The sequence below is a fragment of the Fundidesulfovibrio soli genome (assembly GCF_022808695.1).
In the GTDB taxonomy this organism is placed as follows: domain Bacteria; phylum Desulfobacterota; class Desulfovibrionia; order Desulfovibrionales; family Desulfovibrionaceae; genus Fundidesulfovibrio; species Fundidesulfovibrio soli.
In genome coordinates this window covers 65,867-77,752 of sequence record NZ_JAKZKW010000019.1, presented here as the reverse complement: position 1 = coordinate 77,752, position 11,886 = coordinate 65,867, and the positions used below count along the sequence as shown (strand labels likewise).

Sequence of the window (11,886 nt, the reverse complement as noted above, 5' to 3'; positions counted from 1 at the left end):
CCTCCCTTTGGAATCCCAAATAGTTGGAACGGGCCTTCGCGCGCGTGCCTTCCCGGCCGCGGGCGGAGGCCCGCCGCATTTGCGGGCCTGGAAAAGGCATCCAGGAGGGGGCGGGGCGCCCTTAGGCTGGCGGACAGGGGGCGGGCGGGTTCAGATGAAGCGCTCCAGCGTGAGGCCGAGCTCCCCCGGGTCCAGGCAGGCCTCGATGTCCAGGCCGCCCTGGGCGCTCTTGGGGGTGTTCGAGAGGTCCACCAGCTTGGGGAGCACGGGCTGGAGCCGCCGCGAGAAATTGACCTTCACCACCGGGCGCGCGGGGGACTCCGGCCTCGCCTCCACCACCAGGCCGTGTGTCTGGTCCGTGAGCCGCACGAAGGTCCCGGGCGGGTACACGCCGAAGCACTCCACGAATTTCTCCAGCATGCCCGGGGGGAAGGTCTCGTTGCGCCAGCAGAACATGGCCTTGAGCGCGTCGTGCGGTGTGGAGGCAAGCTTGTAGGAACGGCGGCTGGTCAGGGCGTCGAAGATATCCACGATGGAGATGATGGGCGAGAAGCGGTCGCGTCCCTCCTGGCCCACCTGCAGGGGGTAGCCCGTGCCGTCGTAGCGTTCGTGGTGGTGCAGGATGCCCAGCAGGATCTCCTTGTCGGTGCCCGGGTGGCCGCGCATGAGCTCGAAGCCCAGGCGGCTGTGATCCTTCATCACCGTGAACTCCCTGTCCGAGAGGCGGCCAGGCTTGTTGAGTATCTCCACGGGCACGCGGAACTTGCCCACGTCGTGATAGAGCCCGGCGAAAGCCAGGCGGCGCAGGTCGTCCCCCTCCATGCCCAGGTGCTTGGCGAAGATGATGGAGAGCAGCGAGACGTTGAGGCTGTGGCGGAAGGTGTAGTCGTCGAAGTGGCGCAGCTTGGCCAGCAGGGTCATGTGGGCCGGGTTCTCGTCCACGCCCGCCATGAGCTGGTCCACGGCGTTGTAGGAATTGGAGAAATCCACCTCGCAGCCCCGGCGCACCTTGTCCATCACGTCCAGCACGTGCAGCAGGCAGTGCTCGTAGGTCCTGCGGGGCATTTCGGTGTCCGGGGGCTTGTTTCCACGGCGCTGCTCCCCGGCGGTCGAGGGCGGGCGGCCGCCGAGTGCCTTGGAGTCGTCGATGGTGACGCTCGCGACGCCCTCGCGGGCCAGCTCCTCGATCTTCTCGGGGGAGTGGATGAATTCCCTCAGGGTGCGCCTGGGGTTATGAAAGGAACCGTCGCCGTAGCACTCTACATACATGCCTACGGCCAACCGGCTTAAGGGGATTACCTTGAGCATGGCTTTGAGCCCGGTACGGCTGTGGGCAGGAAATAATTCCTAACATATTCGCCTTCCGAAGAGAATAGGCAAAAGGCCCTGCCGGGCGCATAAAATCCGGGGCTTTACGGTGCGCGCGGGGGCGGCGGCCCGTTGCCATGGCCAGGCAGGCCGCGTCGCTCAGGAAGCCGCACCCGATGCGCATTGTACATGCGCGTCGGGTTCGGCTTTTGCTGGCGTGTTGGCGGCGAGCTCATCGGGCGGCTGCGGTATCGGCTTTCACATCAGGCTGCTAGCAGGCGCACTTGTAAAGGTCCCAGGTCTGGACGAAGGCCCTGTCGAAGGAGCGCTGCTCCATGGCGGCCCTGGCGGCGCGGCTCATGCGGGCGAGGCGCGCCTCGTCCGCCACGAGGGCGTCCACGGCCTTGGCCAGGGATTCGGCGTTGACCTCCTCCACAACCAGCCCGGTGACGCCCGGCTCCATGTTCTCCCTGGGGCCGCCGAGCGGGGTGACGATCACGGGCAGGCCCGAGGACTGGGCCTCCAGCACCACGTTGCCGAAGGTGTCCGTGGTGCTGGGGAACACGAACAGGTCGCTGGAGGCGTAGACACCGGCCAGCTCCTCCCCCTGGATGTAGCCGGTGAACACGGCCCCGCGCCCTTTGAGCTTGCGCTTCATGTCCCCGGTGTAGGGGCCGTCGCCCACGATGACCAGGTTCAGGTCCGGGTGCCGGGCGGAGAGTTCGAGATAGGCGTCGGCCAGCAGGTGCAGGTTCTTCTCCTGCGAGACGCGGCCCACGTAGAGCAGGGTGGTGCCGCCCTCCAGGCCGTAGCGCTTGAGCGCGCCGTTGCGCTTGGCAGGGGTGAAGCGCTCGATGTCCACCCCGCGGGTGAAGAGGGTGATCTTCTCGGGGGCGATGCCCTTGGCGGCCAACTCCTCGCCGGTGGCCTTGGACGGGACGAACACCTTGTCCATCTGGTTGTAGTACCAGATCATGTATTTCCACATCAGCTCCTCCATGGCGTCGTCCCCCGTGAGCACCTTGGCGTACTGGGGGAAGGCGGTGTGGTAGGTGCCGTAGATGGGCAGCTTGAGGATGCGGGATATGCCCAGCGCCGCCAGGCCGATGGGCCCGGGCGTGGCCGAGTGCAGGTGGGTGAAGCCCTGCTCGTAGGCGTGCTCCAGCATCTCCAGGAAGGGCGGGTAGTGGAAGGTCTGGCCCGGATACTCGGGCAACTCCCAGCTGCCGATGGGCTGGAACTGCTTCACCCCGTGGAACTGCTCCCGGTCCCGCCCGCCGCAGGTGATGACCATGAGCTCCTTGCCGTGCTTGAGCGCCATGTTCACCTGCATCTTGAGGGTCAGGGCCACGCCGTTGACGTCGTGGAAGGTGTCGGTGAAGTGGCCGACCTTCACGGTCTTTTCCTGTTCTCCGCCGCTCAAGCTGGCCTTGGCCTCGCGGCAGAGGGCGCGGTCCTTGGTGAAGACGGTGTAGGCCACGAAGTAGGGGGCCAGCATGGTGTAAAGCGCCCCGGCCGAGCCCAGGCAGTTGAAGATGTCGAAGACGTTGGCCCCGGAGATCTGGTTGAGCATGCGGTCGCCGAAACCGGCCAGCACCGTGTTGGAGGCCCGGGTGACGAAGCGGAACCACTCCTCCTCGGGGGGCAGGGCCTCGGCCACGCCGCCCTTGGCCATGGAGTAGAGGCGAGGGTCGGTGTGGATGAGCTTCTCGGCCTCGTGGCGCATGAGGTCCGGCAGGGAGTCGGAGGCGGGCTTGCGCCCGCGCAGCTTCATGCCCGACCACAGGGCCTGGAGCCGGAAGACCATGCCGGGCTTGCGCGGCGCGTCCCCGGAGAGGAAGCGGTCCATGAAGGTCAGGAACACGTCCTTGTCCACGTAGCGCTCCAGCCCGAACTTGGATTTATAGAACTGGTAGGCGATGGCGTAGAGGTTGTGGGCCATGGTCTTGGGCGAGGCGGCCCTGCCCGCCGGGCGGGAGAGGCCCGAGCCGATGCCGTCCAGGAAGGTGGCCAGGCTCTTGGCCCCGGGCACGTGGGTGTGCATGCTGGCGATGTTGAGTGAGCTGTGGTCGTCCGAACCTCCGGTGACGCTCTTCTTCCAGGGGGTCAGGCCGAACGGCTCCAGGCCGTGCCTGTCGGCCAGCTCCTCGATGGACTCGCGGGTCAGGGCGTTCAGGATCGAGCGCAGGATGGCGTTCTGGTAGGAGTCGCGCGTGCCGTTGAGCTCGAAGTTGGAGAACATGAGCAGCATGCGTTCGAAATGCCAGGGGGTGAGCTTGTCGTTCACGCCGAACAGAGGATGGGCGATCACGTGGGTGATGTTCTGTTCCCGCAGGTAGGGCACCAGGTCGTAGATGTTCTCGCGCAGCTTCTGGAATTCGGCGTGATGCGCCTCGGTGATGTCCAGCGCCAGGATGTGGGCCTTGCAGCCGTCCTCGGGGAAATAGCTGGTGATCTCCTCGCTGATGAAGGTGTCCGGCAGGTGGGCGATCTCCAATGCCCCGGCGATGGTGTTGTGGTCGGTGATGGTCACCATGCCCATGCCGCGCCGGCGGGCGATTTCGTAAAGGCGCGCGGGTTCGGTGAAGCTTTCGGGGCAGCCGAGTTTCTGGAGGAACCACTGCGAGGGGCGGGTGGAGTGCTTGGAGTGCACGTGGATGTCGATCTTCATGGGCGGGCTCCTGGCTTGGTGGGGAAATGAGAAATCGGCCCTGGGCGGCCGATACGGTGGAGGCGGTCGATGCGGGACTCCGCGAAGGCGGCGGGGAGGGCGGGCCTGCCGCCGTTCATCCCTGTCTCCCGGGGAAGATGTCCGTTATGAGCGCTTCCACGCCGCCTCCCTGCTTTCCGGGCCGATTCCGGTCCGGCTTGGGCCCGGCTCGTGCCGGACCGCGTGTTCCAGGCGCTTTAGCACGCGGGGCGGGGGGCGTTGTTACGGCGGGCGAATAATTGCGTGACGCCATCGGGCGATGACGTGACGTACGCATGGCGGAGCTGATGGAAGAGGGGCGGCGTGGCCCGCTGGCCCGGAGAGGGCGCAGCGGCGATGAGGGAGCGGGGGCGGGGCGGGCTAGTTGGTCAGGGCGGCCTGTTCGCTGGCGAAGAACACGTACTGTCCGCTCAGGGGGGCGCCGGCTTGGGGGCTGCCGGCGGGGGTGCGGGAGGGCACGAAGGTGGCCCTGTAGCCGAAGGAGACGAAGACAGCCCCGCTGGGCGTATCCGCGCCCGGCAGCAGCAACCTGAAGGGGAAGCCTCCCTGCGGGATGGGCTGGGGGGCGAAGGCCGCGGAGGTCTTGGTGAGCACCCGGCCTTGCTCATCGCAGAGGTAGGCGGTGACGCTCAGGTCATCCACTGAGTCCGCCCAGGCCGGCAGATTCTCCCGGATGGGCTGGGCCGTGCCGAGGACTTCGTACTGTGCCCCGGAGCGGGTCGCCGTGTATTCGAAGCGCAGGAACTTGGCGGCCAGCTTTTGGGCCACGCCGTTCTCCACCGGCCTGGACTGCAGGTGCGACGCCGAGAGCCTGGAACAGCCCGCCAGGGCGCCCAGGGCCAGGGCCAAGAGCGCCAGGGCCAAGAACGCCGGGGCCGAATGCGCCAGAGCCGGACGACGCGGGGGCGGGGCATCATGAGTGGTGGGCCAGCTGAGCATGATCCGACACTACTCCGAAAGGAAGGAACAAGGCAAGGAGGGCCGGGCAGCATGAGCCGCGAGGGCCTGAAAGCCGAAGAAGGGCCGGGGCTTTCTGCCCCGGCCCTGGAAGCGCTTGGCTTGCCGAACCGGCTGATGGACTGGCGGGACGGCTATGACCTGGACCATGGCTGCCTGGCTTCGCACGCCGCGTTCGCCGATAGGCTTGCGCGCCGTGAAGCCAGGTCGTGGCAATCCGGTCTAGATTCCTTTCTCCCAGTTGCGCAGCGCCAGGCGCAGCGCGGCGACCACGTAGGTGTCGCAGTCTGACTTGGGGTCGACCATTTCGAGGTTCTGCTTCAGGTCATCGCCTGAGAACGACCAGGCGGAGTCGATATCCATCCCTTTCACCAGGGATATCAGGGTTCCCAAACACTGGCGGCTGTAGGAACATTCGACGTTGCCGCCGATGTCCTTGACGATTCCGTCGTCCACGAGAATCTGGACGGCTATCTGCCTCTTGCAGAACGTGCTGCCGTAGACGGCCCTGGCGGAAAAAGTCTCCAGCGGCTTGACCAGGGCGTCGTTCTTGTAGGTCCTCTTCGGTGACATACTCTCTCCCGTGCCGGCCTGCGTGCGCCTGTGCGCGTGCGGCCGTGTTGCCGTGGGGGAACCTTCCCCCGTCATGCGGTGCAAGGCCACCCCGCCCGTAGCCTTGACCATCGCGCCCGTGTCCATGTTGTCCTGATCCGCGCGGCTGCACGGCAATGCGCCGTGCCCCCCGTCCGGTCGGAGCCCCTGAACGAGTCAGGCTTCAGGACGCCTTGCAGTGCACTCCCAGGGCGATCAGGATGTCCCACATGGTGATGACGCCCACCAGCTTCCCGCCGTCGATGACGGGCAGGCCGGCCACGTTCTTCTCATCCATGATCTTGGCAGCGGCGGAGAGCTCATCCGCGGAGGCGACCGAAATCAGCGAAGCGTTCATGATGTCCTTCACCTTGATGGAGGCCGGGTCCTTTCCGGGAGCGATGACCTTGGAGATCATGTCGCGCACGGTGATCGCGGCGTAGGGCCCGGCGTCGTCCTTGTCGACCATCAGGCGGCGCATGTTGTTCTCGGCCATGAGGCGCATGGCCTGGGCAACGGTGGCGTCCTTTTTCACGAACATGATCCTGGTGGACATCGCGTCTTTGACTTGCATTGCTACCTCCTTGGTAGGCTAAACGCTTTTGATGCTTATTTTTTATGTCTATGTGAAAATAATGTCAAGCTGCGCTGAGTCGCGGAGGATATCGATAATGGAGAAGGGGGTCTCGCCAGGGGGGGCGAATCTCGATGCAGATTCCGGTCCAATCGAGGTTTTGCCGGGCTCCCTGGCCCACAAGATGCTCACCTTGGCTGGACTTGAACTGGAATACGGGCTACAAGATCAACTGGACAGGTTCGTAAGAGTCGCTTCGTTTTTTGGATTCAGAATTTGGCCTAAGGGCGCACGAAGGGCAGAGGGATGCGTAGCTTTCAGTCGTCGATATACAGTATTGCGTACGGTTGGGCTGTTGCGTTGAACGCTTCACGCATCTTGCGCCGTATTCTTCCAGTTCTAGTTGCAGTGTTCCTGCTCACCTTTTCGGGGCCCCCGGCCTGTATCGCCGGAACCGGAAGCTCCGTGCTCGTACTCTACGACAACACCGGCCCGGAGAACTGGCGCGGGCCGCTTTATATCCAACTCCTGAGCAATCTGCTGTCGCATTTCGAGGCGCAAGTGACCTCGAAACCCGTAGAGGATTACGCTTCTGGAGATGTCAACAACTACGACGTCACGTTCTATCTCGGTGCCATATTCGACAACCCCATCCCGGACGCCTTCCTGACGGACATATTGGGGACCGGCAAGACAGTGGCCTGGCTGGGCTACAATCTGCATAAGATGACCCGGGACCACGGTACTGACTTCACCAATCGCTATGGACTGACCTTCGACCGTGAGGACACCACTCACTATACCAAGGTGACGCACAAGAACACCTTGCTGACCCGTGTGGGTGCGGGCACCACGCTCTCCAAGGTGATCATATCCAATTCGTCCGCCGGCGCGGCCGTGAGCACGCTGGCAACGGCCTCCAACAATGCCGGTACCAAGACCGCCCCGTACATCCTGCGTTCACAGAACCTGTACTTCGTGGCGGACAACCCCTTCACCTACGTCACGGCAACTGACAGGTACCTTGCCTTCGCGGACGTGCTCTTCGACATCCTGGACGTGCAGCAGACCCAGGCCCCAAGGACGGTGCTGCGTATCGAGGACGTGTCGCCCGTCTCCGACCCCGTCAACATGCGGGCCATAGCGGATTACCTCGCCTCCAAGAACTTTCCCTTCATGATCAGCGTGATCCCGGAGTACCGTGATCCGCTCGGCGTCTACAACTCAGGCGTGCCCCAGGCCGTGAAGTGGAGGGACAGGCCGGAGGCGTTGAGCGCTCTGCGCTACATGATCTCCAAGGGCGGGCGCGTGATCCAGCACGGCTACACGCACCAGTACCAAGCCCAGAACAACCCGTTCACCGGCATCACCGGCGAGGACTGGGAGTTCTACATCGTCACCCTGGACGGTAACGGCAACAAAGTATACCAGGGCCCCGCCCCGGAGGACTCCTACGCCTGGGCGCTGGACCGCGTGCTCACTGGGCAGCGGATCCTGCACAGCCTCAACATCTGGCCGGTAGCCTGGCTCACGCCGCATTATCTGGCCTCTCCGCAGGACTACGCCGCGTTCGCCAGGGTTTATCCCCATTCATTGGATCGTGGGGTTTACTTCTCCACAGGATCCGACGGCACGGTGCACACACAGGAACAGATCGCTCCCTACGTGCTCAAGGACGTCTACGGGATCATACGCATCCCTGAGACATGCGAGCACATCAACCCTACAGGGGCTCCGAAAGTACTTCCAGCGCAAACAATCGCCAAGGCTGCCGCGAACACCGTTGTTCGAGACGGCTGGGCTGGGTTCTACTTTCACTGGTACATCGATGTCTCCTACCTGCGGCAACTGGTGGAAGGCATCACCGCCCTGGGGTATGTCCCGACAGCCGTCGGGATGAAGCCGCGCCTGAACGTGGCTGTTCCATACAATCTTCTTTTGCCATGAAATTCGTGACTGAGTTTGGTCCACCGATGCCCGGTGCATAGGATATCGCGATGTTTGTGGCGCCCAGGCATGCGAACGGTTGATGCATGAACGAAGAACCAACGCGTTCACCTGGGGACAGCTTCTCTGTCGCCCCGCACAACCGGAAGGAGGCAGGGCTTGGGTGAGCTACAAAATTTGGAGCAAGCTGCCGAGAGGGTGGCAACAAAGTTTTTAGGCGGCTCTTTACTCCGCCGCAGTTGTGTGGTTGAAGTCGCTACATAAGGCTAAACCGCCAAACATCTCCCGGCTGGCGGCGTTGGAAGCTCGTCGTACGCGGTTATGGAAGGTAGTTGAACTGATATGCGGAAATTGCGTGTAGCCGTTGCTCTTGGTACCCGCCCGGAGGTCATCAAACTCGCCCCTGTAGTCAAGGCGCTGCGCGCCAGGCCTGAGGAGTTCGAGACCTACGTCATCTCCACGGGGCAGCACCGCCAGATGCTCGACCAGGCCCTGGCCCCCTTCGAGTTGGCCGTGCAGTCCGATCTGCGTCTCATGCGGGACAACCAGACCCTGCCCGAGCTTACCGCCAGCGCCCTCACGGCCATGTACAACCTCCTGGCCGAGCTCAAGCCGGACTTGCTGCTGGTGCAGGGCGACACCACAACCGTGCTGAGCGCCTCCCTGGCCGCCTTCTACCTGAAGATACCCGTGGGGCACGTGGAGGCCGGGCTGCGCAGCCACGACATCCACAACCCGTTCCCCGAAGAGGTCAACCGCAAGCTCACCAGCGTGATGACGGAGCTCCATTTCGCGCCCACGGCCGGTTCCAAGGCCGAGCTGCTGCGGGAGGACTACCCGGCCGGCAAGATAGTGGTCACGGGAAACACGGTGGTGGACGCCCTGCTCGACCTGACGGCAAAACCTTTCGACCCGGCGGGAACTCCGCTCGAGTCCATACCCTTGGAAGGCAGGCGGCTGATCCTTGTCACGTCGCACCGCCGCGAATCCTTCGACGGCGGGCTGGAGCAGATCTGCCTGGCCCTGAAGGACATTGCCAGGGCCTTCCCGGACGTGGCCATCGTCTATCCGTTGCACCTCAACCCCAATGTGCGCCAGGTGGCCAGGGGGGTGCTCTGCGAGTGCGACGGGATATACCTGCTTGAACCGCTGGACTACCAGGTGATCGTGCAGCTCATGCGCCGGGCGTGCCTGATCCTCACCGATTCGGGCGGCATCCAGGAGGAGGCACCCACCTTCGACACCCCGGTGCTGGTGCTCCGCAAGGTCACGGAACGGCCCGAGGCCAGCCAGAGGGGACAGGCCATCCTCGTGGGGGCGGATAGGGCCAACATCGTGGCCCACGCCACCCGCCTCCTGTCCGATCCGGCTGCGCGCGCCGCCATGACCGGGCTGGGCAACCCCTACGGCGACGGGCAAGCCTCGGAACGCATCGTCGAAGCCATATTGCGCTGGGCGGGCGGCGTGTCCCCGCTGTTGCCGCCCGAGCGCGAATTCAAGCCCTCACCCGTGGGCGGGGACTCGCAATGAGCGAAATAGACCTCTATCTCCCGTACGTCCTGCTCGGGCTGAAGATCCTGCTCATCATCCTGAGCGTGGTGTTCTTCTTCAGCGGCATGGACGAGTTCTTCTTCGACATGGTCTATCTGGTGCGCCGGGTGTACCGGCGGCTCTTCGTGCTGCCGAAGTACGAGCCCCTCACCGAGGCCAAGCTGCTGGCCGTGCCCGAGAAGCTCGTGGCCATCATGGTGCCCTGCTGGGACGAATCCGCCGTCATCCGCAGGATGCTCACCAACACCATCCAGACGCTCAACTACTCCAACTATTACATCTTCGTGGGCACCTATCCCAACGACGCCGCCACGCAGCGCGAGGTGGAGATCGCCCGGGAGAGCTTCGGCAACGTCCAGCGCATCGTCTGCCCCAAGGACGGCCCCACCAACAAGGCGGACTGCCTGAACTGGGTCTACGAGGGCATCAAGGTCTTCGAGAAGGACAACAACCTCAGGTTCGAAATCTTCGTGATGAACGACTCCGAGGACATCGTCCACCCGCTGTACCTCAAGCTGTTCAACTACCTCATCCCAGCCAAGGACATGGTGCAGCTGCCCGTGTTCCCCCTGCCAGCGGTCTGGTGGAACCTCACCCGCGGCCACTACATGGACGAGTTCGCCGAGAACCACGCCAAGGACATGACCGTGCGCGAGGTGCTCAGCCACAGCGTGCCTTCGGCGGGCGTGGGCAGCGGCTACAGCCGACGGGCCCTGGAGGGGCTGGCCGCCCAGACGAACAACCAGCTCTTCAACATCAGCTCCCTCACCGAAGACTACGACTTCGGCATGCGCATGGGCAAACTCGGCTTCAAGCAAATCTTCGTGCGCCACGCCATCCTGCGCAAGACCAAGAAAGAGAAGCTCTTCGGCGGCTCGCGCGAGGCCAACGTCCGGGAATACGTGGTCATCCAGGAGTTTTTCCCCGGCACCCTCAAGACCGCGATCCGCCAGAAATCCCGCTGGGTCGTTGGCATCGCGCTGCAGGGCTGGGCCAGCATCGGCTGGCAGGGCGGATTCTGGAACCGCTACATGCTGGCGCGGGACCGCAAGTCCCTGATCACCAACCAGGTGAACATGCTGGGCAACCTGCTGGTGCCCGTCATCACGGCCCTGTGGCTGTACCAGACCCTCCATCCGCAGGGCTACCGCTATCCCTCCCTGGTGGAGGAGGGCACCACGCTGTGGGTGCTTCTGCTCATCAACCTGTTCTTCTTCTTCTGGCGTATGCTCTGGCGGGGCATCTACACCTGGCGCGTCTACGGCGTGATGCATGGTCTGCTTTCGGTGCCCAGGCTGTTCTGGGGCAACCTGATCAACTTCTGCGCCACATGGCGCGCCTTGCGTCTGTATGCGCGCTACCTGATCACGGGCAAGATCATCGCCTGGGACAAGACCGCGCACGTCTATCCCACGGAAGAGGAAATGCGCTCCTACAGGCGCCGCCTGGGCGACCTGTTGCTGGACAAGCGGTTCCTCACCGTCAAGCAGTTGGACGAGGCCCTGGCCAAGCAGAAGAGCACGGGGCAACCCCTTGGCGACGTGCTCATCGCCATGGGCATGGTGAAGGAGAACGATCTGGTGCAAACCCTCGGCGCGCAGTTCCGGCTGAGCACCGCGGAAATCGATCCTTACGCCACGCCGGTGGAGGTCCTCGCGCTCATACCGCAGGACATCGCCCTGGCCAACGAGATCTTCCCCATCGCTCTCAAAGAGTCCGGCGTGTTGTTGGTCGCCGTGCTCAATCCGCTCGGCAATGCTGAACTGCGCAAGCTTGAAGAGGCGCTGGGCCGCCCGCTCGAAATGGTGCTGACCTCGAAAAGCAACATGTCCTTCGCGTTGCGGCGCGGATACGAAAGACTGCAGCAGGCCGGAACGGACGAAAAACGTCCGCTTGGCGAAAGACTGATCGAGAAGCAGCTGTGCACCACCGACCAGCTCGAGCAGGCCCTGCAGACACAACGGCGCAGCTATTCCCGTTTGGGTGATATACTTGTCTTGGAAGGAATGTTGCAGTACACGCAACTTCAAAAGGCCACGACGGAGTTTTTCCAGAGCGCGAGCAAGGAGGGCCGTTTCGGCGATTACCTCGTGGACAAGAATTACATCACCAAGGCGCAACTGGAAACCGCGCTGAAGATACAGTCCGGCAAGACCCGCTTTCTGGGGGATATCCTGGCTGACATGGGCGTGGACGTGCTGGCCATCAACGAAACCATCGCCGAAGGCAAAGCGGCCCGGCACTAGAA

Annotated in this window: 8 protein-coding genes; 3 read left to right on the top strand and 5 right to left on the bottom strand. The window is 63.7% G+C overall.

All coding sequences use genetic code 11. The features are described from left to right. Nucleotides 1-150: 150 nt before the first annotated feature. The 5 genes from MLE18_RS14545 to MLE18_RS14525 all read right to left on the bottom strand — a co-directional run bounded on the left by MLE18_RS14545 (nt 151) and on the right by MLE18_RS14525 (nt 6,140). The gene (locus tag MLE18_RS14545) at nt 151-1,308 is read right to left on the bottom strand and encodes an HD-GYP domain-containing protein (protein WP_243439524.1); all 1,158 of its coding nucleotides are present in this window, start codon (nt 1,306-1,308) and stop codon (nt 151-153) included. 271 nt (nt 1,309-1,579) lie between these two features. Then, nucleotides 1,580-3,979 carry a glycosyltransferase gene (locus MLE18_RS14540; RefSeq protein WP_243439523.1) on the bottom strand — a complete coding sequence of 800 codons (2,400 nt, stop codon included), beginning with the start codon at nt 3,977-3,979 and terminating at the stop codon, nt 1,580-1,582. A 399-nt stretch (nt 3,980-4,378) separates the two neighbouring features. Then, nucleotides 4,379-4,957 (bottom strand): hypothetical protein, encoded by a 579-nt coding sequence (locus tag MLE18_RS14535; protein WP_243439522.1) that lies wholly within the window; start codon nt 4,955-4,957, stop codon nt 4,379-4,381. A 240-nt stretch (nt 4,958-5,197) separates the two neighbouring features. Further along, nucleotides 5,198-5,548 (bottom strand): iron-sulfur cluster assembly scaffold protein, encoded by a 351-nt coding sequence (locus MLE18_RS14530; protein WP_243439521.1) that lies wholly within the window; start codon nt 5,546-5,548, stop codon nt 5,198-5,200. A gap of 202 nt (nt 5,549-5,750) precedes the next feature. Beyond that, a complete protein-coding gene (locus MLE18_RS14525) occupies nt 5,751-6,140 on the bottom strand; it encodes a CBS domain-containing protein (protein ID WP_243439520.1) in 390 nt (129 codons plus the stop codon). A gap of 465 nt (nt 6,141-6,605) precedes the next feature. On the opposite strand from MLE18_RS14525, the gene MLE18_RS14520 reads away from it, so the two are divergent. The 3 genes from MLE18_RS14520 (at nt 6,606) to MLE18_RS14510 (ending at nt 11,884) form a co-directional block, all read left to right on the top strand. Further along, entirely contained in the window at nt 6,606-8,087 is a 1,482-nt protein-coding gene (locus tag MLE18_RS14520; protein ID WP_243439519.1) for a DUF2334 domain-containing protein, read from the top strand. Nucleotides 8,088-8,429: 342 nt separating this feature from the next. After that, entirely contained in the window at nt 8,430-9,617 is a 1,188-nt protein-coding gene (gene wecB, locus MLE18_RS14515; protein ID WP_243439518.1) for a non-hydrolyzing UDP-N-acetylglucosamine 2-epimerase, read from the top strand. Continuing rightward, nucleotides 9,614-11,884: a glycosyl transferase family protein gene (locus MLE18_RS14510; RefSeq protein WP_243439517.1), complete on the top strand. Its 2,271-nt coding sequence runs from the start codon at nt 9,614-9,616 to the stop codon at nt 11,882-11,884. The genes wecB and MLE18_RS14510 overlap by 4 nt, the downstream gene beginning before the upstream one ends. The last annotated feature ends 2 nt before the right edge of the window (nt 11,885-11,886 follow it).

Excerpts from the sequence above, each read along its gene's own strand:
- MLE18_RS14535 (WP_243439522.1), bottom strand. The coding sequence starts at position 4,957 with ATGCTCAGCTGGCCCACCACTCATGATGCCCCGCCCCCGCGTCGTCCG.
- MLE18_RS14530 (WP_243439521.1), bottom strand. The coding sequence starts at position 5,548 with ATGTCACCGAAGAGGACCTACAAGAACGACGCCCTGGTCAAGCCGCTG.
- MLE18_RS14540 (WP_243439523.1), bottom strand. The coding sequence starts at position 3,979 with ATGAAGATCGACATCCACGTGCACTCCAAGCACTCCACCCGCCCCTCG.
- MLE18_RS14510 (WP_243439517.1), top strand. The coding sequence starts at position 9,614 with ATGAGCGAAATAGACCTCTATCTCCCGTACGTCCTGCTCGGGCTGAAG.
- MLE18_RS14525 (WP_243439520.1), bottom strand. The coding sequence starts at position 6,140 with ATGCAAGTCAAAGACGCGATGTCCACCAGGATCATGTTCGTGAAAAAG.
- wecB (WP_243439518.1), top strand. The coding sequence starts at position 8,430 with ATGCGGAAATTGCGTGTAGCCGTTGCTCTTGGTACCCGCCCGGAGGTC.
- MLE18_RS14545 (WP_243439524.1), bottom strand. The coding sequence starts at position 1,308 with ATGCTCAAGGTAATCCCCTTAAGCCGGTTGGCCGTAGGCATGTATGTA.